This window comes from Pseudomonas guineae, assembly GCF_900113745.1.
GTDB classification, from domain to species: Bacteria; Pseudomonadota; Gammaproteobacteria; order Pseudomonadales; family Pseudomonadaceae; genus Aquipseudomonas; species Aquipseudomonas guineae.
Genome location: NZ_FOQL01000002.1, coordinates 43,135 through 65,420, shown reverse-complemented (window position 1 = coordinate 65,420; position 22,286 = coordinate 43,135). Strand labels below are relative to the sequence as shown.

Annotated in this window: 24 protein-coding genes and 2 tRNA genes; 14 read left to right on the top strand and 12 right to left on the bottom strand. The window is 58.0% G+C overall.

Going from position 1 to position 22,286, the window contains the following annotated elements; genetic code table 11:
• Nucleotides 1-213: 213 nt before the first annotated feature.
• From BMZ32_RS09300 to BMZ32_RS09250, 11 genes are all read right to left on the bottom strand, one after another.
• Nucleotides 214-1,185, bottom strand: coding sequence for a YagK/YfjJ domain-containing protein (locus tag BMZ32_RS09300; RefSeq protein WP_090241703.1), 972 nt, complete (start codon nt 1,183-1,185; stop codon nt 214-216).
• Nucleotides 1,186-1,631: 446 nt separating this feature from the next.
• A tRNA-Pro gene (locus BMZ32_RS09295) sits at nt 1,632-1,708 on the bottom strand.
• A gap of 91 nt (nt 1,709-1,799) precedes the next feature.
• The gene (locus BMZ32_RS09290) at nt 1,800-2,156 is read right to left on the bottom strand and encodes a MerR family transcriptional regulator (RefSeq protein WP_090241702.1); all 357 of its coding nucleotides are present in this window, start codon (nt 2,154-2,156) and stop codon (nt 1,800-1,802) included.
• Nucleotides 2,137-2,439, bottom strand: coding sequence for an integration host factor subunit alpha (ihfA, locus tag BMZ32_RS09285; protein WP_003243414.1), 303 nt, complete (start codon nt 2,437-2,439; stop codon nt 2,137-2,139). The genes BMZ32_RS09290 and ihfA overlap by 20 nt, the downstream gene beginning before the upstream one ends.
• Nucleotides 2,440-2,442: 3 nt before the next feature.
• Nucleotides 2,443-4,821 carry a phenylalanine--tRNA ligase subunit beta gene (pheT, locus tag BMZ32_RS09280; protein ID WP_090241701.1) on the bottom strand — a complete coding sequence of 793 codons (2,379 nt, stop codon included), beginning with the start codon at nt 4,819-4,821 and terminating at the stop codon, nt 2,443-2,445.
• Nucleotides 4,822-4,860: 39 nt separating this feature from the next.
• On the bottom strand, nt 4,861-5,877 hold the full coding sequence (gene pheS / locus BMZ32_RS09275) for a phenylalanine--tRNA ligase subunit alpha (RefSeq protein ID WP_090241700.1): 1,017 nt from the start codon (nt 5,875-5,877) through the stop codon (nt 4,861-4,863).
• Nucleotides 5,878-5,972: 95 nt separating this feature from the next.
• Entirely contained in the window at nt 5,973-6,329 is a 357-nt protein-coding gene (gene rplT / locus BMZ32_RS09270; RefSeq protein ID WP_090241699.1) for a 50S ribosomal protein L20, read from the bottom strand.
• A gap of 25 nt (nt 6,330-6,354) precedes the next feature.
• Complete coding sequence (gene rpmI / locus BMZ32_RS09265; RefSeq protein WP_090241698.1) at nt 6,355-6,549, bottom strand: 50S ribosomal protein L35; 195 nt, start codon at nt 6,547-6,549, stop codon at nt 6,355-6,357.
• A 60-nt stretch (nt 6,550-6,609) separates the two neighbouring features.
• Entirely contained in the window at nt 6,610-7,161 is a 552-nt protein-coding gene (gene infC / locus BMZ32_RS09260; protein WP_208598711.1) for a translation initiation factor IF-3, read from the bottom strand.
• Complete coding sequence (gene thrS / locus BMZ32_RS09255) at nt 7,161-9,083, bottom strand: threonine--tRNA ligase (protein ID WP_090241696.1); 1,923 nt, start codon at nt 9,081-9,083, stop codon at nt 7,161-7,163. Before thrS ends, infC begins: the two co-directional genes overlap by 1 nt.
• A 242-nt stretch (nt 9,084-9,325) precedes the next feature.
• Nucleotides 9,326-9,402 (bottom strand) — tRNA-Val (locus BMZ32_RS09250).
• Nucleotides 9,403-9,586: 184 nt separating this feature from the next.
• Here BMZ32_RS09250 and BMZ32_RS09245 point away from each other — a divergent pair.
• The gene (locus BMZ32_RS09245) at nt 9,587-10,870 is read left to right on the top strand and encodes an NAD(P)/FAD-dependent oxidoreductase (protein WP_090241695.1); all 1,284 of its coding nucleotides are present in this window, start codon (nt 9,587-9,589) and stop codon (nt 10,868-10,870) included.
• A gap of 71 nt (nt 10,871-10,941) precedes the next feature.
• Here BMZ32_RS09245 and BMZ32_RS09240 read toward each other — a convergent pair whose 3' ends face one another.
• Nucleotides 10,942-11,589 (bottom strand): PA2778 family cysteine peptidase, encoded by a 648-nt coding sequence (locus BMZ32_RS09240; protein ID WP_090241694.1) that lies wholly within the window; start codon nt 11,587-11,589, stop codon nt 10,942-10,944.
• A gap of 383 nt (nt 11,590-11,972) precedes the next feature.
• Between BMZ32_RS09240 and atpD the strand changes: the two genes are divergently transcribed.
• The 13 genes from atpD to arcA all read left to right on the top strand — a co-directional run bounded on the left by atpD (nt 11,973) and on the right by arcA (nt 22,266).
• Complete coding sequence (gene atpD, locus BMZ32_RS09235) at nt 11,973-13,442, top strand: F0F1 ATP synthase subunit beta (RefSeq protein ID WP_090242092.1); 1,470 nt, start codon at nt 11,973-11,975, stop codon at nt 13,440-13,442.
• Entirely contained in the window at nt 13,423-13,827 is a 405-nt protein-coding gene (locus BMZ32_RS09230) for a F0F1 ATP synthase subunit epsilon (protein ID WP_208598705.1), read from the top strand. The genes atpD and BMZ32_RS09230 overlap by 20 nt, the downstream gene beginning before the upstream one ends.
• Nucleotides 13,824-14,171, top strand: coding sequence for an AtpZ/AtpI family protein (locus BMZ32_RS09225; protein WP_090241693.1), 348 nt, complete (start codon nt 13,824-13,826; stop codon nt 14,169-14,171). The genes BMZ32_RS09230 and BMZ32_RS09225 overlap by 4 nt, the downstream gene beginning before the upstream one ends.
• A complete protein-coding gene (locus tag BMZ32_RS09220) occupies nt 14,164-14,478 on the top strand; it encodes an ATP synthase subunit I (RefSeq protein WP_090241692.1) in 315 nt (104 codons plus the stop codon). Before BMZ32_RS09225 ends, BMZ32_RS09220 begins: the two co-directional genes overlap by 8 nt.
• A complete protein-coding gene (locus BMZ32_RS09215) occupies nt 14,469-15,158 on the top strand; it encodes a F0F1 ATP synthase subunit A (protein WP_090241691.1) in 690 nt (229 codons plus the stop codon). Before BMZ32_RS09220 ends, BMZ32_RS09215 begins: the two co-directional genes overlap by 10 nt.
• A 44-nt stretch (nt 15,159-15,202) precedes the next feature.
• Complete coding sequence (locus BMZ32_RS09210) at nt 15,203-15,493, top strand: F0F1 ATP synthase subunit C (protein ID WP_090241689.1); 291 nt, start codon at nt 15,203-15,205, stop codon at nt 15,491-15,493.
• Between the two features lie 3 nt (nt 15,494-15,496).
• Nucleotides 15,497-16,270, top strand: coding sequence for a F0F1 ATP synthase subunit delta (locus BMZ32_RS09205; protein ID WP_090241687.1), 774 nt, complete (start codon nt 15,497-15,499; stop codon nt 16,268-16,270).
• Nucleotides 16,267-17,868: an alternate F1F0 ATPase, F1 subunit alpha gene (locus BMZ32_RS09200; RefSeq protein WP_090241685.1), complete on the top strand. Its 1,602-nt coding sequence runs from the start codon at nt 16,267-16,269 to the stop codon at nt 17,866-17,868. The genes BMZ32_RS09205 and BMZ32_RS09200 overlap by 4 nt, the downstream gene beginning before the upstream one ends.
• A complete protein-coding gene (locus BMZ32_RS09195) occupies nt 17,865-18,230 on the top strand; it encodes an HPF/RaiA family ribosome-associated protein (RefSeq protein ID WP_090241683.1) in 366 nt (121 codons plus the stop codon). The genes BMZ32_RS09200 and BMZ32_RS09195 overlap by 4 nt, the downstream gene beginning before the upstream one ends.
• A complete protein-coding gene (locus BMZ32_RS09190) occupies nt 18,230-19,144 on the top strand; it encodes a F0F1 ATP synthase subunit gamma (protein ID WP_090241682.1) in 915 nt (304 codons plus the stop codon). Before BMZ32_RS09195 ends, BMZ32_RS09190 begins: the two co-directional genes overlap by 1 nt.
• A 126-nt stretch (nt 19,145-19,270) precedes the next feature.
• Nucleotides 19,271-19,528, top strand: coding sequence for a hypothetical protein (locus tag BMZ32_RS09185; protein WP_090241681.1), 258 nt, complete (start codon nt 19,271-19,273; stop codon nt 19,526-19,528).
• Nucleotides 19,525-21,003, top strand: coding sequence for an arginine-ornithine antiporter (gene arcD, locus BMZ32_RS09180; protein ID WP_090241680.1), 1,479 nt, complete (start codon nt 19,525-19,527; stop codon nt 21,001-21,003). The genes BMZ32_RS09185 and arcD overlap by 4 nt, the downstream gene beginning before the upstream one ends.
• A 42-nt stretch (nt 21,004-21,045) precedes the next feature.
• Nucleotides 21,046-22,266, top strand: coding sequence for an arginine deiminase (gene arcA / locus BMZ32_RS09175; protein ID WP_090241679.1), 1,221 nt, complete (start codon nt 21,046-21,048; stop codon nt 22,264-22,266).
• The last annotated feature ends 20 nt before the right edge of the window (nt 22,267-22,286 follow it).

Below are 22,286 nucleotides of genomic sequence, written 5' to 3'. Positions count from 1 at the left end.
TTCGATTTTAAGCGGTTGTCTAGCATCTTCGCTCGAGAAGTGATTCCGTCACAACTTGCCATGGGGCGTCTCGTTGTGTTCTTCAATCCCGCTGATTTAGAGAGTCTTGGCCTTCCTTAAACAAGTGTCTCTTGCGTCGCTATCGGTTGATCACATAACCCGCTGGAGTCCGAATTGCCGCTCCCGGCTGATTCTGTTGGAAACAGTCGTTTCTCAGAAACGGAGACGTTTCAGATTACCCTTACGCAGGCATCGAGCTCCTCCCGGCTTCAGGCGCAGGTGCTGATCATCCTTGGCTAAGTACTTCATAGTTATGTGGGTATGAGGCCGTATAGCCTGATCACTTCTCTGGATATGGCCGATGCCACACTTGTCGCCATATTGACCCTTGTCATGGTTGCAGCTGTGCGCATAGCCCTGGCCACGCGTGATGTCCTCCCACAGCTCCCCGATCTCGATGGCTTTCCAGACATCGCGGCATACCTGGTTGCCATTGAAGAAGTAGGCTGCATGAATGTGGAAGCCCCTTCCATCATTGCGATCCCCCTGCTCCACCGAGTAGATGTAGCCTATAAGGTGCTCGAAGATCGAATGACGACTGTGCTTGGCGATCAAGGCGTCGACATCATCAAGGACATGCTCGACTCGGAGCCTGGCTTGAGCTTCAGGACGGTAGTAAAGATCCAGCCTGATTATCGTGGTGCGGGAGTAAAGACTCATTACAGCATCCGTGTACTCCACTATCTCCCTCTCCTGCTTACGGGCCTCAAAGCGACGATCACCAGGCCTGCGCTGATACCGTTGCTGACGGGTCAATTGACGAATCCGTGCTGTCAGTACGTTCATGCTGTGGTGGTGATCCAGGTACACCGCACCTCGTTCATTCAGGCAAACAGGCCCATCGGGATGACGCTGAAGCTGAATGTCCTGGCAGACCTCCTTGAATGCTTGCAGGTGTTCGCTGTAGCTGTACTCGACTCGATCATCGTCACACAGGTCGAGCATCTGCTTGATGTGGGTAAAGTAGCGGGACAGACTGGTCGCCTCTACACGCTCGTAGCCTGAGCGGCTTTGCGTGATTCGAAATGCAGGTGTGTCGGTCTTCTCGATAGCCTGGACGAGTGACTCAATTTGAAGGGCAATGTCGGATTGGGAAAGGTGGGTATAGGTCTTACGATTGCTCATGGTGGGTACCTGGTTGGTTGAACTCATACCAAGTACGTGATGTGTATTTTTTAACCGTTCTACTTGGCCCCTGCTGGAAGTCCATGCTGAGCAGGATTAGCGATTGCCACTATCGAATTACTTGAATAAATAGTTAATAGCTATATCAATAGATGCAGCTCTACCCACTGCCGACCATCCCGGCGAGGTAAGACAATCGGGAACAAGATTGGCAAGCCTGCCGAGAGATTTTTCGTATTGCGTCTTGGGAGAGTTAGCTGAGAGCCCACGCTGCACATCGGTGTTCAACATGGCAGATCAATGAGGAGACCTGCAGGGCAAAAGACAGGTTAGGGCTAACGGTGACCCAACGGTGACCAAAACGCAAAAATCTGAACAGAGAACGAAAACCTTAACCCATAAAAAAATCCAACCACCGTTAAGTGATTGGATTTTCTAGGGTTATTTGGTCGGGACGGAGTGATTCGAACACTCGACCCCTAGCACCCCATGCTAGTGCGCTACCGGACTGCGCTACGCCCCGACTAGGCGTCAATCTATTTTATAGATCTCCCTAAAACACCACCAACTATACATTAAGGCTTTGAAATATGGAACCTTTTTGAATAAATCGACTATTTTTTGAGCACCCAAAGAACGTCTTCAAGCTCAGTAATCATCTGCTTGATCAACTGCTTATATTGAGTGCTGTCATCTTTGGCTTCATCACCGGAGAGGCGTTGGCGCGCCCCACCGATTGTAAAGCCTTGATCGTACAGCAGTGCCCGTATTTGCCTAATCATCAGCACGTCTTGGCGCTGATAATAACGGCGGTTACCGCGCCGCTTAACCGGATTAAGCTGAGGGAATTCCTGCTCCCAGTAACGCAGTACGTGCGGCTTTACGGCGCATAACTCACTTACTTCACCAATGGTGAAATAGCGTTTGCCGGGTATGACGGGTAATTCGTCGTTATGACTTGGTTCCAGCATACGCTTCGACCCTGGCTTTAAGTTTCTGGCCTGGACGGAAAGTCACCACACGACGAGCCGTGATCGGAATTTCCTCTCCTGTTTTTGGATTGCGACCGGGGCGCTGGCGCTTATCGCGCAGATCAAAATTACCGAACCCCGAGAGCTTGACCTGTTCATTGAGCTCCAGCGCTTGGCGGATTTCTTCAAAGAACAGCTCAACCAACTCCTTGGCTTCCCGTTTATTCAGGCCCAGCTCTTCATACAGACGTTCTGCCATCTCAGCTTTCGTCAGAGCCCCCATACGCTACTTCCTTAACGTGGCGTTGAACCTTTGTTCCAGGGAGGTGAGAATATTTTGCGTTGTTATACTCACCTCATCGTCATTAAGAGTGCGCGATGGATGCTGCCAGGTCAAGCCAACGGCAAGGCTTTTTCTATCAGGATCAATACCTTTACCGTGATACACGTCAAATAGCTTGAGGTCAGTCAACCACTCGCCTGCACCCTCACGAACAAGACCAAGTAAGTCTTGCGCTGACACACCGCGATCAACTAGGACGGCCAGATCACGACGCACCTCAGGGAACTTGGAAAGCTCCTGAAACTTCGGCATAACACCCTGAGTGATTTCGCCCAACACCAGCTCAAACATGAAGACTGGCTGGTCCAAGCCTAGCACTTTCGACAACTCAGGATGAATGGCACCAACGAACCCCACAACGCGCCCTTCACGCTCGATGCGCGCCGTTTGCCCCGGATGCAGTACGGCATGCTCGCCTGGTACAAAAGCAAAGCTATTGCCCGCGCCCGCGCTGGCTAGTAAAGCCTCAACATCAGCCTTCACATCATAGAAGTCGACATCATCACGAGTATGCGCCCAGCCTTCTGGCAAGCGCCCCCCACAAATCACACCTGCCAGCATCTGCTCTTGCTTCAAACCTTCGAGCTGACCCACAAAGCGCAAACCACTTTCGAACAGGCGTACACGCGACTGCTGACGATTCAAGTTGTGCTCAAGCGCCTTGATCAGACCCGGCCACAAGGAAGACCGCATCGCCGCCATATCTGCAGAGATAGGGTTCGCCAGCATCAGCGGCTCAACACCAGGATTGAACAGCTCAAACAGCTTGGGATCGATAAAGCTGTAGGTGATGGCTTCCTGGTAACCCCGTGCCACCAACAAACGACGCAGCGCCGGCAACTCGACACCCGCCTCCGCCTTTGGCTGCGGTGCTAGGCGCGCTTGCGGATAACGCACCGGCAAACGGTTGTAGCCGTACAGGCGCGCCAGCTCTTCAATCAGATCGACCTCGATGCTGATATCGAAGCGGTGACTGGGAACTGTCACTTGCCACTGCCCCTCACCACTAGCACTGACACCCAGTCCCAACGCTGCCAGCAAACGGACGATCTCTGCATCGTCCATTTTCAATCCGAGCATTTGCTCGATGCGCTCAACCCGCAGGGTAACCGGGGCGACGCTCGGCAATTGATGCTGATCAACGACCTCAATGATCGGACCGGCCTCACCACCGATAATTGCCAGCAATAATCCAGTGGCCCGCTCCATGGCTTCACGCGCGAGCTGCCAATCTACGCCACGTTCGAAACGGTGCGAAGAGTCGGTGTGCAGGCCATAGGAACGTGCCTTGCCGGCAATCGCGATGGTGTCGAAAAAGGCGCTTTCCAGAAACAGGTCGCAAGTTTTTGCGCTCACGCCGCTATGCTCACCCCCCATCACGCCGGCAATCGCCAGTGCACGATTGTGGTCGGCGATGACCAGGGTGTCGGCACGCAGACTGACTTCCTGCCCGTCGAGCAGCACCAGCTTCTCGCCCTCCTCGGCCATGCGCACACGGATGCCGCCATTGATCTCCGCGAGATCGAAGGCATGCATCGGCTGACCCAGCTCAAGCATTACGTAGTTGGTGATATCCACCGCGGCATCGATGCTGCGGACATCGGCGCGGCGCAGACGTTCGACCATCCACAACGGCGTTGGCTTGGACAGATCGACGTTACGCACCACGCGTCCGAGGTAGCGCGGGCAGGCTTGCGCCGCCAACACCTCGATCGGGCGTACATCATCATGACTCGGCGCAACCGCAGCAATCTGCGGACGAGCAACAGGCGCGTCGTACAAGGCACCGACTTCACGGGCCAGGCCCACCAAGGATAGACAGTCGCCGCGGTTCGGCGTCAGGTCGACCTCGATACTGGCATCGTCCAGCTCGAGATAAACACGAATATCCTGCCCCGCCTGCGCGTCGCTCGGTAGTTCCATCAGACCATCGTTTTCTTCACTGATCTGCAGCTCGGAGGCCGAGCAGAGCATGCCGTTGGACTCGACGCCGCGCAGCTTGGCCTTCTTGATCTTGAAGTCGCCCGGCAGTTCGGCACCGATCATGGCGAAGGGAATCTTCAGGCCGGGCCGCACGTTAGGCGCGCCACACACCACCTGAAAGGTTTCCGCGCCATTGCTGATTTGGCACACACGCAGCTTGTCGGCATCCGGATGCTGCTCAGTGCTGAGCACCTCACCCACCACCACGCCGCTGAATACCCCGGCAGCCGGGGTCACGCTATCTACTTCGAGGCCCGCCATGGACAGGCGCGCCACCAGCTCATCACGGGAAACCTCCGGGTTTACCCAGCTACGCAGCCACTGTTCACTGAATTTCATCCTGCTCTCCTAAAACTGATCGGTTACGGTCGTGCGGCCCTAGCGAAATTGCGCCAGGAACCGCAGGTCGTTATCGAAGAACAGTCGTAAATCGTTGACGCCGTAGCGCAGCATGGCTAAACGCTCAACCCCCATACCGAAGGCGAAGCCGGAGTATTTTTCTGGATCAATGCCAGACATGCGCAGCACGTTCGGGTGAACCATGCCGCAGCCCATCACTTCCAGCCAGCCGGTCTGCTTGCATACGCGGCAACCTTTGCCGCTGCACATCACACACTGCATATCGACTTCAGCCGAGGGCTCGGTAAACGGAAAGAAGGACGGACGGAAGCGCACGCCCAATGGCTTCTCGAAGAACACGCGAAGGAATTCTTCAATGGTGCCCTTGAGGTCGGCAAAGCTCACATTCTCGTCGACCAGCAGGCCTTCGACCTGGTGGAACATCGGCGAGTGAGTGATATCGGAGTCGCAGCGGTATACGCGGCCTGGGCAAATAATGCGGATCGGCGGCTGCTGCGATTCCATGGTACGCACCTGCACCGGCGAGGTATGGGTGCGCAGTAACATGTTCGCATTGAAATAAAAAGTATCGTGCATCGCCCGCGCCGGATGATGCCCCGGGATATTGAGCGCTTCAAAATTATGGTAATCGTTCTCGACCTCGGGGCCTTCGGCGATGCCGTAGCCTATCCGAGTGAAGAATTGCTCCACACGCTCCAGCGTACGGGTGACCGGATGCAGACCACCCGATACCTGCCCGCGCCCTGGCAGAGTGACATCAATTTTTTCAGCCGCGAGCTTGGCGCTCAACGCAGCCTGCTCCAGTGTTTCTTTGCGGCTATTCAGAGCATCCTGAACTTTATCCTTGGCAGCATTGATCAGTGCACCCGCTTGCGGACGCTCTTCTGCCGACAGATTACCCAGGGTCTTCATCACCTGAGTTAATTCGCCTTTCTTGCCCAGATAGTGAACCCGTAACTGCTCAAGAGCATTCACATCGTCGGTGTGGCTAACGGCCTCAAGCGCTTGCGAGACCAGCACATCCAGATTTTCCATTTACAGACTCCAGATACGAAATAGGGGAAGAGCTTGAAGGCTCTTCCCCTATTGGTGACGTTTAGCACCGGGCGAGCCCGGTGACTGTCGGGGACTTAAGCCAGTAAGGCTTTCGCTTTCTCGACAATCGCAGCAAACGCCGCTTTTTCGTTCACTGCCAGATCAGCCAGTACCTTACGGTCGATCTCGATGGACGCTTTTTTCAGGCCGGCAATGAAACGGCTGTAAGACAGACCGTTAACACGAGCACCAGCATTGATACGAGCGATCCACAGAGCGCGGAACTGACGTTTTTTCTGACGACGGTCACGGTAGGCGTACTGGCCTGCCTTGATTACCGCTTGCTTGGCAACGCGGAACACGCGTGAGCGTGCGCCGTAGTAGCCTTTAGCGAGTTTCAGAATTTTTTTGTGACGCTTGCGAGCGATAACGCCGCGCTTAACACGAGCCATGAGTAATTTCCTCTATCTTGACCGATTAACGAACGCGCAGCATGCGCGCCACTTTTGCCACGTCAGACGGGTGCACCATGGTGCTACCGCGCAGATGACGCTTACGCTTAGTGGACATCTTGGTCAGGATGTGGCTCTTGAAAGCGTGCTTGTGCTTGAAGCCATTAGCGGTTTTGAGAAAACGCTTGGCTGCACCACTCTTAGTTTTCATCTTTGGCATGTTCGGATACTCCGCATTCAGTTGATAAACATAACCGTAAGGCCTGCCGTGCCCTGGTGGTTACTTCTTCTTTTTGGGGGCGATGACCATGATCAGCTGGCGTCCTTCCATCTTTGGATGCTGTTCAACGGCGCCGTATTCAAGCAAGTCAGCTTCAACTCGCTTCAACAGCTCCATGCCCAGCTCCTGATGGGCCATCTCACGGCCACGGAATCGTAATGAAACCTTGGCCCTGTCCCCCTCACTAAGGAAACGTACCAGGTTGCGTAGTTTTACCTGGTAATCCCCTTCCTCCGTCCCTGGACGAAACTTGATTTCTTTAACCTGAATCTGCTTCTGGTTTTTCTTAGCGGCAGCAACCTGCTTCTTCTTTTCGAAGATCGATTTACCGTAGTCCATCAGCTTACAAACAGGTGGCACTGCATCGGCAGAAATCTCTACCAGATCCAGCTTGGCCTCTTCGGCCTTAAGAAGCGCGTCTTCAATTGACACAATCCCGAGCTGCTCACCCTCAGCGCCAATTAACCGTACCTCACGTGCCGAGATATTCTCGTTGATCGGTGCCTTCGGTGCAGCTCGCTTATCTTGTCTCATATCACGCTTAATAATGATTACTCCAAATCTTGGCGACCACGCCGGGAAACCGCTTGCGTAAGAAATTCAGCGAATTGAGCGACGGGCATCGAGCCCAAATCAGCACCTTCACGGGTACGCACAGCGACAGTTTTCGTCTCAACTTCCCGATCTCCGATAACCAAGAGATAAGGAACCTTGAGCAAAGTATGCTCGCGGATTTTAAAGCCTATCTTCTCGTTCCTCAAGTCAGACTTGGCACGAAAACCGCTTTGATTGAGTGTTTTTTCAACTTCGAGGGCAAAATCGGCCTGTTTGTCGGTGATATTCATCACCACAGCCTGAGTCGGCGCGAGCCACGCAGGGAATGCACCCTCGTAGTGCTCAATCAAAATACCGATAAAACGCTCGAACGATCCAAGAATCGCCCGGTGCAACATGACTGGCACTTTTCGGCTGTTGTCTTCAGAAACGTAGCTCGCATCCAGACGCTGTGGCATGTTCGGGTCGTACTGCAACGTACCGCACTGCCAGGCACGACCGAGACAGTCGAGCAGGGTGAATTCGATCTTCGGGCCGTAGAATGCACCCTCCCCTGGCAGATACTCCCAAGGCAGACCCGCCTCATTCAGCGCATTGGCCAACGCATCTTCAGCGCGATCCCAGAACGCATCGTCACCCACCCGCTTGGCCGGACGCGTTGAGAGCTTCATTTTGACATCACTGAAGCCGAAATCAGCGTAAACCTGCAAGGTCAGCTTGATGAAATCCGCCGCCTCTTTCTTGACCTGCTCTTCGGTACAGAAGATGTGCGCATCATCCTGAGTGAAACCGCGCACCCGCATAATACCGTGCAGCGCACCCGAGGCCTCATTGCGGTGACAGGAGCCAAACTCAGCCAAACGCAGCGGGAGTTCGCGGTAGCTTTTGAGCCCTTGATTGAACACCTGAACATGGCACGGGCAGTTCATCGGCTTGATGGCGTAATCACGACTTTCAGACTGCGTGGTAAACATGTTGTCCGCGTAGTTGCCCCAGTGCCCGGATTTCTCCCACAGCACACGGTCAACAATTTGCGGCGTCTTGATTTCCTGGTAACCATTTTCGCGCTGCACGCCACGCATGTACTGCTCTAGCACTTGATAAATGGTCCAGCCATTTGGATGCCAGAACACCATACCCGGCGCTTCTTCCTGGGTATGAAACAAATCAAGACGCTTGCCGATTTTACGGTGATCACGCTTCTCGGCTTCTTCGATACGCTGGATATAAGCCGCCAACTGCTTCTTATCCGCCCAGGCCGTGCCATACACACGCTGCAACTGCTCGTTATTGGCATCGCCGCGCCAATAAGCACCGGACAGCTTGGTCAGCTTGAAGGCTTTGAGAAAGCGCGTATTGGGCACGTGCGGGCCGCGGCACATGTCGACGTATTCTTCGTGGTAGTACAGGCCCATTGCCTGCTCATCCGGCATACCCTCAACTAGGCGCAGCTTGTAATCCTCACCACGGGTGGTGAAGACATCAATAACCTCGGCACGCGGGGTTACCTTCTTGATGACGTCGTAATCCGTCTCGATCAGCTGCTGCATGCGCTGCTCGATGGCCGCCACATCATCTAGAGTGAAGGGGCGCTCGGAGGCGATGTCGTAGTAAAAACCGTCATCAATGACCGGACCGATCACCATCTTGGCAGTAGGAAACAACTGCTTAACCGCATGACCAATCAGATGCGCACACGAGTGGCGAATGATTTCGAGCCCCTCTTGGTCTTTTGGCGTAATGATCTGCAGGGTTGCGTCGCTATCAATCAAGTCGCAGGCATCAACCAGCTTGCCGTTAACCTTGCCGGCCACCGTAGCTTTAGCTAGGCCAGCACCAATGGATTGCGCCACCTCGAGTACAGATACCGGGTGATCGAACGAACGCTGACTGCCGTCGGGAAGAGTAATGATGGGCATGGCGCCTCCTCTCCTAGTGGTGACCTCTACCAAAGGCCACATGGGTTGGGATGAGCCAGTAAGCGATTCGGCGGTAAACCTGCCATACAGAAGCAGGAGCATGTACGCCTAACCAAAACCGAACCGCAGTCACTGGAGGTTTTAAACAACAACTAACCGCATGAATGCTTGCAGAAAGCCTGGCTTACTGACAAGAACCCAAAAAAAAAGGCCGCCTAAGCGACCCTTTTTTCTACCAAATTTGGTAGGCACGATTGGACTCGAACCAACGACCCCCACCATGTCAAGGTGGTGCTCTAACCAACTGAGCTACGTGCCTACGATGGGTGGGCATTCTACGACCGCGAAAAAAACTGTCAACATTTTTTTCGCTAACTGCCTGAATAATTGAATTTTTTACTGTTTTGTGGCGAGTTTTATATTTCGTAAAGGCTACTAGCCGGGCATTTTGAACTCAGGTAGCATCTGCTCATCCGTAAAAAATAAAGAACAGAGGTTGCAAAATGGCGCACACAGCTTATCCACAATCCTATTACGCGGCCTCCGCCAATCCGGTTCCGGCTCGCCCGGAACTGGATGGAGAGGTCGAGACTGACGTGTGTATTGTCGGCGCCGGCTACACCGGACTGTCGACAGCCATCGCTCTGCTAGAAAATGGCTTTAAGGTCAGCATCGTCGAAGCCGCCAAAGTTGGCTTCGGTGCCTCAGGCCGTAATGGCGGCCAGATCGTCAACAGCTACAGCCGTGATATCGATGTGATCGAGCGCAGCTGCGCGCCCAAGCAGGCACAGCTGCTGGGCGATATGGCATTCGAAGGCGGCCGCATCATTCGCGAACGTATCGCCAAGTACAACATCCAGTGCGACCTTAAGGACGGTGGTGTATTCGCGGCTAATACACCTAAGCACATGAAGCACTTGGAGTCGCAGAAAAAGCTCTGGGAGCGCTACGGTCACACCCAGCTTGAGCTGATGGACGCCAAGCGCATACAAGAAGTCGTGGGTACCGACATTTACGCCGGCGGCATGCTCGATATGAGTGGCGGTCATATCCATCCACTCAACCTAGCACTCGGTGAGGCCGCTGCAGTCGAGTTGCTCGGCGGGGTGATTTACGAGCAGTCCCCAGCTATTCGCATTGAGCGCGGCGCCAATCCTGTCGTGCACACTCCCAACGGCCGAATTAAAGCCAAGTTCGTAGTGGTGGCCGGTAACGCCTATCTAGGGAACCTGATCCCCGAACTATCGGCCAAGTCGATGCCATGCGGCACCCAAGTAATCACCACCGAGCCGCTGTCTGCCGAGCTGGCGAAGAGCCTGCTACCGCAAAATTACTGCGTTGAAGACTGCAACTACCTGCTCGATTACTACCGCCTCAGTGCGGATAACCGCCTGATCTTTGGCGGTGGCGTGGTCTACGGTGCACGCGACCCGGCAAATATCGAAGCGATCATTCGCCCCAATATGCTCAAAGCCTTCCCGCAATTGAAAGATGTGAAGATCGACTACGCCTGGACCGGCAACTTCCTGCTGACCCTCTCGCGCCTGCCACAAGTCGGTCGCCTGGGCGACAACATCTATTACTCGCAAGGTTGCAGCGGCCACGGCGTGACCTACACCCATCTGGCCGGCAAGGTGCTGGCTGAGGCATTGCGTGGTCAGGCCGAACGTTTCGATGCCTTTGCTGATTTGCCGCACTACCCATTCCCGGGCGGTCGCCTGTTCCAAGTGCCGTTTAGTGCTCTGGGCGCTTGGTACTACACCCTGCGTGACAAGCTGGGCATCTAAAATCAGTGGCGCAAACAAAAACGGCACCTCAGGTGCCGTTTTGCATTTCCAATAGCCTTGCTAACAGCCCGTTATAGGGCTGCATCCGGCCATGTCTGCTGTGCTGCGCGCAGCGCACGCTGCGCAGCCTCGCCTCTGCCCTGCTGCTGCAGATCTCGGGCGGCCTGCAGCCAGACTTGCTCAACCGGCTGCGCGGGTAGTTGATTCGTCGGCTGAACCAGTACCGCCCAACGCCCCGCTTCGCCCCAAGCATCATCGAAACTGGCAAAACTGGTGTACCAGCGCCGAGTATTGCCTGAGCGCAGAACCAGTGTGCGCTCGCGCTGGTCATAACCCACCAGCACAGCAAACTGCGAACCAGGCCCGCCAAATAAGCGATCTTGCATCACCAGCACCGGGTGCCCCGCAGATACCTGCTGCATCAGGGCGTCCAAATTACCGGGCAAGGGATAAACCAACAGTTCATAAGACCGCGCTACCGCCTCAAGCCCTGCCTGCGGGCTTTGCTCTTTGGCCAGTTGTTGCATGCGCTCATCCACCAAACCAGGGCTGCTAATCACACCATGATGGTTGAGCAACGCCGCCAATGCCGAAGGTCCACCTTGGGCATCACTGAGCTGAAAAAACGGCACATCTGCCAACTCAACCCGCTCAGGCAGCCGCTTGGTTTCCGGCAACAACTGCGGCCCACTGGCGCAAGCACCGAGCAGAAAAAGCATGGGAAACAACAGAAGTCTTACTGTCCGCACTGACTTGAACATTGCTCACCCACTGGCTTGGTAGTGGTGCAGAGCATAACGATGAAGTACCAATGACCCAACCGCCCCACGCAAATTAACCCGCTGTGCTCAACCCTCCCGAGTAATAACCACCGTGCTGGCTCTTGGGATAAATAAGCGGCTTGCGTTTAGACCGAATGCCTCATGGTGGGGCCGGATACACATTAAATGCCTTGCCCTTGACCACTGTGACGCAGCCTGTGTTCGCTAGCGCACGGTGAACCGTTACAGCTGCAGGCACGATAGAAGCCGTCATGGCGTGATGCATGCCTGAGCTGCTCAGCCGTGACTTCGTGCACGCAAACTTGATGAGAGTACCTGGCATGACGGAGCGCCGAGCTGAGGTCAAAACGCATGCGGCAAACGTCGGCATGATCGTTTCGGTCCGTGGCAGTGTTATCGATATACGCTTCGATGGTGCGCTGCCGCCCATTCACACCTTGCTCCGCGCCGGTGATGGCAACCATGTGGCCATCGAGGTGTTGGCCCAACGCGATGAGCGTCACGTTCGCGGTATCGCCCTAACGCCAACCCAAGGGCTTGCACGCGGTATGCCGGTGCAAAACACGGGTGGGCCATTGCTGGCACCAGTGGGCAAGCAAATCCTCTCACGCATGTTTGATGTATTTGGCAACACCGTCGACCGGGAGCCTGCACTCGAAAATGCGCAGTGGCGCTCGGTGCACAGCCAACCGCCACCGCTGGTACGTCGCTCAACCAAGTCAGAAATATTCGAAACCGGGATCAAAGCCATCGACGTGCTCACACCGTTGGAGCGCGGTGGCAAGGCCGGTCTGTTTGGCGGCGCTGGCGTTGGCAAGACGGTGCTGCTGACCGAAATGATCCACAACATGGTCGGCCACCAGCAGGGTGTGAGCATCTTCTGCGGCATTGGCGAGCGCTCGCGTGAAGGCGAAGAACTGCATCGCGAGATGAAAGCAGCCGGCGTGTTGCCCAATATGGTGATGATCTTCGCCCAGATGAACGAGCCGCCTGGCGCGCGCTTTCGCGTGGGCCATGCGGCGCTGACCATGGCCGAGTACTTCCGCGATGACGAGCACCGCGATGTGCTGCTGCTGATCGACAATATCTTCCGCTTTATCCAGGCAGGCTCAGAAGTCTCCGGCCTCATGGGGCAGATGCCCTCACGCCTGGGTTACCAGCCGACCATGGGTACCGAGCTGGCGGCGCTGGAAGAACGCATCGCTAATACCGACAGCGGCGCAATCACCTCGCTGCAGGCGGTGTACGTGCCGGCTGATGACTTTACCGACCCGGCCGCCGTGCACACCTTTGGCCACCTTTCGGCATCTATCGTGCTGTCGCGCAAACGCGCCAGTGAAGGTCTATTTCCTGCCATTGACCCATTGCAGTCCAGCTCGAAGATGGTCACGCCGGGTATCGTCGGTGAGCACCACTATGCAATCGCGCAGGCCATCCGCCGTACGCTGGCACAGTACGCTGAGTTAAAAGACATCATCGCCATGCTCGGGCTGGAACAGCTCTCACCCGATGATCGTAAAGTCGTGGCGCGTGCGCGGCGGCTGGAGCGTTTTCTGACCCAGCCATTCTTCACCACCGAGCAGTTCACCAATATGAGCGGCAAGTTGGTCAGCCTACAAGACGCACTGGACGGCTGCGAGCGCATCCTCGCGGATGAGTTCAAGGATCTTCCCGAGAGCGCGCTGTACATGATTGGCACGATAGATGAAGCCACCGTCAAGGCGAAAGCCACCGCCAAGCCCGAGCAGCCAAACGCCAAGGAGCAAGCCCATGTCGTCGATGACGCTTAAGGTGCTGCTGCCCTTCGAGGTATTTGCCCAAGAAACGCAGGTGTCGAGCATCGTGGTCGAGACGGCGCAGGGCGCGTTTGGTTTGCTGCCGCAGCGGCTCGACTGCGCCGCAGCGCTGGTACCCGGCATCCTCAGTTTTGAGAGCGCAATCCAGGGCGAAGTATTTCTGGCGCTGGACGAAGGCGTGTTGGTCAAGACGGGGCCGGACGTGGTGATTTCCGTACGGCATGCCCTACGCGGTGCTGACCTTGCGCACCTGCGCGACGCAGTCGAGCAGGAGTTTCTGAGCCAGGACGCCCAAGAACAACAGCTGCGCGCATCGCTGACCAAGCTGGAAAGCGGCTTTATGCAACGCTTTGCCTCGCTGCGCGAGCGTTCGTCATGAGCCAGCAGCCTAAGCGTAAACCGCCCATTGCAGCGCCTGACGAGCCCACCCTGGCGCAGCAGGTCGGCGCCAAAGCAGCACGCAAACTCAAAGCACGTCGCAGCGGCACGCCGGGGGTCTGGTTCGGCCTCGGCATGATCGGCCTGATCGGCTGGTCAGTGGTCGTACCGACGTTGCTCGGTGCAGGGCTTGGTCTGTGGCTCGACCAGCACTACCCCGAAGGTCGCTCCTGGACGCTGGCCCTGCTGATGGCAGGGTTAACCATCGGCTGTCTGAACGCCTGGCATTGGGTCTCCCAGGAAGATCGAGCCATGCACACCAAGCAGGAGGACGACGATGCCTGAATACGGCAACTGGATCACCTGGCTGGCCGCGTTACTGGTCGGCGGCACGCTGGGCGTGATCTTCTTCGGCGGCCTCTGGTGGACGGTGCGTAGAGGCGCAGCGTCGGCGACACCTGCGCGCTGGTTTATCGCCAGCTTGCTACTGCGCACCGCCATCGTGCTGAGCGGCTTCTACGCCGTGGGCGCGGGACAACCGCTGCGGCTGGGCCTGTGCCTACTGGGGTTTGTGTTGGCGCGCGCAATTGTCTTGCGCCTGACCGATAACTCAGCAGCCCTTAACACGTACGGAGAACCGCCATGCGTCTGACCCCCGATGCCTGGATTTTCTGGCAGTACGGCTTTATTAAACTGAACGCCACCATCCTGTTTACGTGGGCGCTGATGGCGGTGCTGGTGCTGGGTGCCGCGCTGATTACTCGGCGCCTGGCTACTGGCCATGAACGGTCACGCTGGCAGAACCTGCTGGAAATAGTGGTGACCGCGATCATGGGGCAGATCAAGGATGTCGGCCTGCAGAACCCACGTCGCTATCTGAGCTTTCTCGGCACCCTGTTCCTGTTTGTCGCCGCTGCAGCGCTGGCCACGGTGATTCCCGGCTTCGAGCCACCCACCGCATCACTGTCGACCACCGTAGCCCTGGCCCTGTGCGTACTGGTGGCCGTGCCGTTATTCGGTATTTCGAGTCAGGGCCTGCTGGCGTACCTAAAGTCATACATGCAACCGACGCCAATCATGCTGCCCTTCAACCTGATCAGTGAAGTGTCGCGAACCCTGGCGCTGGCGGTGCGCCTGTTCGGCAACATGATGAGCGGGGCGATGATCATCGCCATTCTGCTGTCGATTACACCCTTTGTTTTCCCCATCGTGATGACCCTGCTGGGGCTACTCACCGGCATGGTTCAAGCCTACATCTTCACCATTCTAGCGGCGGTCTATATCGCCGCGGCCACCCGCACCAGCCCCCCCCTCACGAAGCCAGAGGCCTGAGCCGCTGCGCCCCCAATCAACCCACAAAAAGGTACCTAATGCTTATGGACGCTCTCACCTGGATCGCCATTGCCTCCATTGTCATGGCGGGGCTGACCACGGGCTTCGGCACCATGGGCCCTGCATTGGCTGAGGGCAAAGCGGTATCCGTCGCGCTCACCGCTTTGGCCCAGCAGCCCGATGCCTCCGCCACCATCACCCGTACGCTGTTCGTCGGCCTGGCGATGATCGAGTCCACTGCCATCTACTGTTTTGTGGTGTCGATGATTCTGATCTTCGCCAACCCATTCTGGAATGCCGCACTGTCTGCTGCCGCCCAGGCCGCAGGCAAGTAAGCCATGCTTATCGACTGGTTCACCGTCGGCGCACAGCTGCTGAACTTCATCATCCTGGTGTGGTTGATGAAACGCTTCCTCTACCAACCGGTGCTAAACGCCATCGCTGCGCGCGAACAAAAGATCGCCGCGCAGCTGGCAGACGCTGCCGCGACCAAGGCTGAGGCCCACAAACAACAGCACGTGTTCGAGCAAAAGAACCAGGCGTTCGACGAGCAGCGTGCCGAGTTGCTGCGCCAGGCCACGGACGCCGCAACGGCTGAAGGCAAGCGTCTACGGCTTGAAGCACGCCAAGCTGCCGACACCGCCAGCGCAGCACGCGCCAAGGCACTGCTGACGGACACTCAGCAGTTGCATGCCGAGATCGTTCGCCACACCCAGCAGCAGGTATTCGACATCTCCCGCCGCGTGCTGCGCGACCTCGCCGATGTCAGCCTGGAACAACAGGCCTGCACAGTGTTTATCCAACGTTTGCGGGCTGCCGATGCCACTACGCTGGCCGCACTGAACACAGCACTCAAAGCCACTGACGAATCGGCGACCGCCCTGTTGCGCAGTGCCTTCGACCTGCCAGTCGCGCAGCAAGTAGCGATCCAGTCCGCGCTGGACGACACCTTTGGTCAAGCGATTGCACTGACGTTTGAGACCGCACCTGAATTAGTCGGCGGTATCGAATTCAGTGCGCAAGGGCAGAAGCTGGCGTGGAGTATTGCCGGATACCTGAGTGAGTTGTCATCTGCACTGGACGAATCGTCCACTGCGACGGGGGCCGCATGAACACTGCGAATGCCGATAACACCCCGCTACGCAGCGTTTATACAGGCGCATTCGCGGGTATTCAGCAGCGCCTGCACGCCTTTGAACCGCAACTGCTGCCGCGCGAAGTGGGCACCATCGCCAGCGTCTCCACCGGCATCGCGCGCATTCACGGGCTGCCACATGTGAGCTTCGAGGAGCTGCTGCTGTTTCCTGGGGGGTTGTCTGGCATCGCGTTCAACCTCAACGAAGACAGCGTTGATGTGGTGTTACTCGGCGACTACGCACACCTACAGGCAGGCCAGGAGGTGCAACGCAGCGGCCGGGTAATGGACGTGGCGGTGGGCGAGGCCTTGCTCGGCCGCATGATCGACCCGCTGGGCCGCCCGTTAGACGGTTTGGGCCGAGTAGCGGCCAGTACACGCCTACCCATCGAGCGGCCGGCGGCGGCGATCATGGACCGCGCCCCCGTAACGGAACCACTCCAAACTGGCCTCAAGGTACTCGACGCGCTAATCCCAATTGGCCGTGGCCAGCGCGAGCTGATCCTCGGCGACCGCCAGACCGGCAAGACGGCCATCGCCCTCGACACCATCTTCAACCAGCGCGGCAAGGACGTGCTCTGCGTGTACTGTGCCATCGGCCAGCGCGCCTCGGCGGTGGCCAAAGCGGTGGCCACGCTGCGCGAGAAAGACGCACTGGCCTACACCGTCGTGGTGGTAGCCGAGGGCAACGAAGCCCCCGGCCTGGCCTATATTGCGCCATATGCGGCCACCAGTATTGCCGAATACTTTATGGAGGCCGGGCGCGACGTGTTGATCGTCTATGACGACCTCACCCACCACGCTCGCGCCTACCGCGAACTGTCGCTGCTTTTAAGGCGCCCCCCGGGGCGCGAGGCTTTTCCGGGGGATATTTTCTACATCCACTCGCGCATGTTAGAGCGCGCCACCCATTTAAATGCCGAGCGTGGGGGTGGCTCGCTGACCGCGCTACCGATCATCGAGACCGAGGCGCAGAATATCTCCGCCTATATCCCGACCAACCTGATCTCCATCACCGACGGGCAGATCGTCCTGTCGCCCTCGCTGTTTGAGCTGGGCGTACTGCCGGCCATCGATGTCGGCCAGTCGGTCTCACGGGTGGGCGGCAAGGCGCAGCGCGCCGCCTATCGCGCGGTAGCCGGCGATCTCAAGCTGGCTTATGCGCAGTTCGAGGAACTGGAAACCTTCGCCCGCTTCGGCGCACGGCTGGACGAAGACACTCGGCAATCCATCGACCACGGCAAACGTATTCGCGCTTGCCTGGGCCAGGCCGAGTTCGCGCCGGTATCGGTGCCCGCACAAATCGCCATCCTTCTGGCGTTGAACGCGGCGCTGTTCGATCCGGTACCGCTTGAGCACATGACGGCCGCCCAGCAGGCAGTGATTGAGGCGGCCAATGGTCTGCCCGATAAACTCGGCAAGCGCCTGGCCGATGCCGAAAAGCTAACCGACGCTGATCGCCAGCAGGTTACCGAAGTAGCCCGTCAAGCAATTGCCACCCTACTGGCCCGGCCGGAGCCACACTCGACTCCACCCGAGGCCAGCTCCAAGACTGCAAAAAAGGAAACCCCATGAAAATCCAAATCAATACTGACAACCACATCGACGGCAACGAAGCGCTGGCCGCAAAGCTCAGGGCTACGCTGGCGCATTCGCTGGAACACTTCAGCGATCACGTCACCCGGCTGGAGGTACATTTAAGCGACGAGAATGGCGACAAGAGTGGGCAGAACGATCAGCGCTGCATGCTCGAAGCCCGCCTCGAAGGTCGCCAACCGGTGGCGGTGACAGAGACCGCAGCAACGCTGGAGCAGGCGGTGCATGGCGCAGCGCAGAAGATGGTGCACCTGCTGGAGAGCACACTTGGACGGTTGAATAAGCATCGCGATAAGACCTTGGAAGCGCCAGCACTCGACAGTAAAGACACACCACACTGATGGCCACTAGCCTGACTGCGCTACGCCGGCAGATTGGTAGCGCCGGGGACCTCAAGTCCGTGGTGCGCACCATGAAGGCCTCAGCTGCGTCAGCCATTGGCCAATATGAGCGCTCGGTGGCCGCACTCGCCGATTACGCGCATACGGTCGAACTTGGCCTCAGCGTCTGCCTGCGCTCGATCGCCGCCGAAGGTGCACCAGCACCCTCCCCGCCAGCACGCGCCGATGACGCCGTGGTACACGCCATCGTGTTCGGCTCCGACCAGGGCTTGGTGGGCCGCTTCAACGAAGTGGTGGTCGAGCATGCACTGGCGCAGCTGGCGCCGGCTAAGCCGACGCTGAAGGTCTGGGCAGTCGGCGAGCGCGTGCAGGCGCGGCTCGTCGATGCGGGCCTGACACCCGAAAGCGTATTTTTAGTGCCGGGATCGGTGGAGCTGATCACCCGTCTGGTCGGCCAGCTGCTGCTCAAGGTTCAGCTCCCGGACAGTGCGGCGTCGGCTTACGCCCAAGAGGCAACGCTGATGCTGTTCTATAACCGGCCAAACGCGGGCGGTTACGCCCCAGTAAGCCAGCGCCTGCTACCGCTCGACGGAAGCTGGCAGCGCCGACTAGCCACGCAACCCTGGCCTACAGCGCAGCTACCAGAGGTGCTGGGCCACAGTCGACAGGCATTGAGCGCTTTTATTCGTGAGCACCTGTTTGTCTCGCTGTTTCGAGCCTGTGCTGAGTCACTTGCCAGTGAAAACGCCAGCCGTCTCGCCGCCATGCAGCGCGCCGATCGCAACATCGGCGAACTGCTGCAGGAACTGCAGGCCAATTTTCACCAGTTACGCCAAGCCGGTATCGACGAAGAGCTTTTTGATGTGATCGCCGGCTTCGATGCGTTAGCGCCAAGCGACGCTGCCACGCCATAGCCCTGCCAGCACTCTGTTCGCTGTCGAACAGACAGCGCAAGGAACGGCGCAGAGACTGCTTAGACAAGCCAGGCTAACCCTCGGTCTAAACGCTGCGGCTAGCTAAACCCTGCACAGGTACCTGCTATGAACCAGCCCTATTCCGACGTCTATCGCTACATCGTAAGGGAGCTTGCGCCCACCGCGCATGAGCCCGATGAGCTGCCACTCAGCATTGTGTGTGAGCCGGTCAGTGTTCCCGGCAAGGTAAATACCGGCAAGAAAATAACCTTGCACCTGCAAGCGGGTACTACGACCGCTGAAGCGCAAAGCATCGCCGACACGCTGCAGGCCAAGGTCAAAGAGCTGAGCCATGCGCAGGTCACAACGGACGAGGCAGTATGAGTGGCACGGACGCCAAAGAAGTCACAGCACGTGCAGCACCGAAAGACCTCACACAGCCCGCAGCAGAGCCTGTTCATAAGCTAGGTCTGAATCTGTTGGTGGCGCTGGTAGTCGGCTCGATTATCGGCAGCGGTATCTTTGGTCTGCCGCAAAACATGGCTGCCGGCGCCGGCGCCGGCGCCATTCTGATTGGCTGGACCATTACCGGCATCGGCATGCTGTTGCTGGTGCGGGTCTACCAGATGCTGTCCATGCGCAAACCCGAGCTCGACAACGGCGTCTATGCGTACGCCCGTGCACTTTCAGGTGAGTACGTCGGCTTCAACTCGGCCTGGGGTTACTGGGTCAGCGCCTGGATCGGAAATGTCGGCTATTTGGTGGCGGCGTTCGGTGCGCTGGGTTACTTCTTCCCGGTGTTCGGCACAGGTAATTCACCAGCGGCTATTGCCGGTGCTTCGGTCGTGCTGTGGGTCATCCACCTGCTGGTGCTGCGCGGTATTCAAGGCGCTGCGGTGCTGAATGCGGTGGTCACGCTGGCCAAGATCGTGCCACTGCTGTTGTTTATCGCGCTGGTGGCCATGGCCTTCAAGGTGGAAACCTTCAGTCTTAACTTCTGGGGCGATGCCAGCCTCGGCTCGGTGCTTGATCAGGTCAAGAGCACCATGCTGGTTACGGTCTGGGTGTTTATCGGCATTGAAGGCGCCAGTGTGTATTCGGCACGGGCGCGCAAGCGTGAAGACGTGGGCCGCGCCACGGTCATCGGCTTTCTGATCTGCCTGCTGCTATTGATGTCGGTGTCGCTGTTATCACTGGGTGTGTTCAACCAGCCGACGCTGGCCGGCCTGAAAAACCCATCGATGGCCGGCGTGCTGGAAGACGCTGTAGGCACCTGGGGCGCGGTACTGATCTATGTCGGCCTGATTGTCTCGGTCGGCGGCGGCTTCCTGGCCTGGATGCTGCTGGCAGCGGAATCCCTGTTCACTCCAGCGGGCGGCGGCGTGATGCCGAAGTGGCTGGGGCAGACCAACGACAAGCACGTGCCGGCCAACGCCTTGTGGCTAACCAACGGCATGGTGCAGCTGTTTCTGATTCTGACGTTGTTTTCCAAGGCGTCTTATCTGGCGCTGATCTCGCTGTCCACGGCGATGATTCTGCTGCCCTACCTGTTCAGCGCGGCCTACGGCCTGTTGCTGGCCTGGCGTGGAGAGGGTGTCAAAGCGGCCATCCAGCGTGCTGACGTGCCCATCGCGGCGTTGGCCACGGTCTACTGCTTGTGGCTGCTGTACGCCGCCGGCTTCAAGTACCTGCTGCTAAGCGCCCTGCTTTATGTCCCCGGGGTGGTGCTCTACGCCTGGGCCAAGCGCCAGCGTCAGGAACGTGTGTTCACCCCTTGGGAGTGGGCCATTCTGGCCACGCTGGTGGTACTGGCCGGTGTAGCCGCCACGCTGCTGATCATGGGTCGACTCGGGCTGTAAGCCCTTCATCTATCGCGTATTTGTAAACAGGAAATCAATGTCATGACGACCCAAGGTTTGCATTCTGAAATTGGCCGCCTGCGCCGTGTACTGGTGTGCCGCCCCGGCTTGGCGCAGCAACGGCTAACCCCGGCCAATTGCCGCGACTTACTGTTCGACGACGTGCTCTGGGTCGGTCAGGCGCGCAATGATCACGACGCTTTCACCAATGCCATGCTCAGCCGCGATGTCGAGGTGCTGGAGCTGCATGATCTGCTGGCTACCACCCTGACCAACCCAGAGGCACGCACCTGGCTACTGGATCGCAAACTCGCCCCAGGCACCGTTGATGCCGAGCTGGCACAACAGCTGCGTCCTTGGCTAGAAGACCTGCCCCCCATGCGTTTGGCTGAACACCTGATCGGCGGCCTGGCCCGCGCAGAATTGCCGTTTGAGCCCGAAGGGTTGCTGGCACGCTATGCCGCCGCCAGCGACTTTCTCCTGCCGCCGTTACCCAACACCCTGTTCAGCCGCGACAGCAGCTGCTGGATCGGTAAAGGCGTGGTGCTGTGCTCGATGTTCTGGCCCGCCCGCCGCCAGGAAACCCTGTTGACCGCTGCGGTCTACCGCTTCCATCCGCTGTTTGCCGGCAAGGTCACGACCTGGTGGGGTGACCCCGACGTCGATCATGGCGGTGCGACCATGGAGGGCGGCGATGTGATGCCGCTGGGTAATGGCGTGGTGCTAATCGGCATGGGCGAGCGCACCTCACCGCAGGCCGTCAGCCAACTGGCCCGCGCCTTGTTTGCCCAGGGTAGTGCTACCCACGTGCTGGCGGCGCAGATCCCCAAGTCGCGCGGGGCTATGCACCTGGACACGGTGTTCACCTTTTGCGATGTGGACCTGGTGACCTGTTTTCCCGAGATGGTCGACGCGATTCGCGTGCACAGCCTGCGCCCAGGCGAGCGCGAAGGCAGCCTGGACGTGCGTACCGAGAGCAAACCCTTCCTTGAGGTCGTAGCCGAAGCGCTGGGCCTGGCCAAGCTGCGCTCTGTCGCCACTGGCGGCGACGCCTGGCAGTCCGAGCGCGAACAGTGGGACGACGGCAATAACCTGCTGGCACTCTCACCGGGCGTGGTCATGGGCTACTCGCGTAACACCCACACCAACACCCTGCTGCGCAAAGCGGGCGTCGAGGTCATCACCGTTTCCGGCTCCGAGTTAGGTCGCGGCCGCGGTGGTAGCCACTGTATGTCCTGCCCGATCGAGCGCGACGCGCTCTGATCCCTGTAAAAACGAGAGCA

What these genes read in the sequence shown, in the direction of transcription:
- BMZ32_RS09195 (WP_090241683.1), top strand. Translation starts at nt 17,865, where the DNA reads ATGAAAATCCAAATCAATACTGACAACCACATCGACGGCAACGAAGCG.
- arcA (WP_090241679.1), top strand. Translation starts at nt 21,046, where the DNA reads ATGACGACCCAAGGTTTGCATTCTGAAATTGGCCGCCTGCGCCGTGTA.
- arcD (WP_090241680.1), top strand. Translation starts at nt 19,525, where the DNA reads ATGAGTGGCACGGACGCCAAAGAAGTCACAGCACGTGCAGCACCGAAA.
- BMZ32_RS09200 (WP_090241685.1), top strand. Translation starts at nt 16,267, where the DNA reads ATGAACACTGCGAATGCCGATAACACCCCGCTACGCAGCGTTTATACA.
- BMZ32_RS09245 (WP_090241695.1), top strand. Translation starts at nt 9,587, where the DNA reads ATGGCGCACACAGCTTATCCACAATCCTATTACGCGGCCTCCGCCAAT.
- rplT (WP_090241699.1), bottom strand. Translation starts at nt 6,329, where the DNA reads ATGGCTCGTGTTAAGCGCGGCGTTATCGCTCGCAAGCGTCACAAAAAA.
- BMZ32_RS09215 (WP_090241691.1), top strand. Translation starts at nt 14,469, where the DNA reads ATGCGTCTGACCCCCGATGCCTGGATTTTCTGGCAGTACGGCTTTATT.
- thrS (WP_090241696.1), bottom strand. Translation starts at nt 9,083, where the DNA reads ATGCCCATCATTACTCTTCCCGACGGCAGTCAGCGTTCGTTCGATCAC.
- rpmI (WP_090241698.1), bottom strand. Translation starts at nt 6,549, where the DNA reads ATGCCAAAGATGAAAACTAAGAGTGGTGCAGCCAAGCGTTTTCTCAAA.
- BMZ32_RS09205 (WP_090241687.1), top strand. Translation starts at nt 15,497, where the DNA reads ATGCTTATCGACTGGTTCACCGTCGGCGCACAGCTGCTGAACTTCATC.
- BMZ32_RS09210 (WP_090241689.1), top strand. Translation starts at nt 15,203, where the DNA reads ATGGACGCTCTCACCTGGATCGCCATTGCCTCCATTGTCATGGCGGGG.
- BMZ32_RS09185 (WP_090241681.1), top strand. Translation starts at nt 19,271, where the DNA reads ATGAACCAGCCCTATTCCGACGTCTATCGCTACATCGTAAGGGAGCTT.
- BMZ32_RS09220 (WP_090241692.1), top strand. Translation starts at nt 14,164, where the DNA reads ATGCCTGAATACGGCAACTGGATCACCTGGCTGGCCGCGTTACTGGTC.
- BMZ32_RS09225 (WP_090241693.1), top strand. Translation starts at nt 13,824, where the DNA reads ATGAGCCAGCAGCCTAAGCGTAAACCGCCCATTGCAGCGCCTGACGAG.
- BMZ32_RS09240 (WP_090241694.1), bottom strand. Translation starts at nt 11,589, where the DNA reads ATGCTTTTTCTGCTCGGTGCTTGCGCCAGTGGGCCGCAGTTGTTGCCG.
- pheT (WP_090241701.1), bottom strand. Translation starts at nt 4,821, where the DNA reads ATGAAATTCAGTGAACAGTGGCTGCGTAGCTGGGTAAACCCGGAGGTT.
- BMZ32_RS09300 (WP_090241703.1), bottom strand. Translation starts at nt 1,185, where the DNA reads ATGAGCAATCGTAAGACCTATACCCACCTTTCCCAATCCGACATTGCC.
- atpD (WP_090242092.1), top strand. Translation starts at nt 11,973, where the DNA reads ATGACGGAGCGCCGAGCTGAGGTCAAAACGCATGCGGCAAACGTCGGC.
- BMZ32_RS09230 (WP_208598705.1), top strand. Translation starts at nt 13,423, where the DNA reads ATGTCGTCGATGACGCTTAAGGTGCTGCTGCCCTTCGAGGTATTTGCC.
- ihfA (WP_003243414.1), bottom strand. Translation starts at nt 2,439, where the DNA reads ATGGGGGCTCTGACGAAAGCTGAGATGGCAGAACGTCTGTATGAAGAG.
- pheS (WP_090241700.1), bottom strand. Translation starts at nt 5,877, where the DNA reads ATGGAAAATCTGGATGTGCTGGTCTCGCAAGCGCTTGAGGCCGTTAGC.
- BMZ32_RS09190 (WP_090241682.1), top strand. Translation starts at nt 18,230, where the DNA reads ATGGCCACTAGCCTGACTGCGCTACGCCGGCAGATTGGTAGCGCCGGG.
- BMZ32_RS09290 (WP_090241702.1), bottom strand. Translation starts at nt 2,156, where the DNA reads ATGCTGGAACCAAGTCATAACGACGAATTACCCGTCATACCCGGCAAA.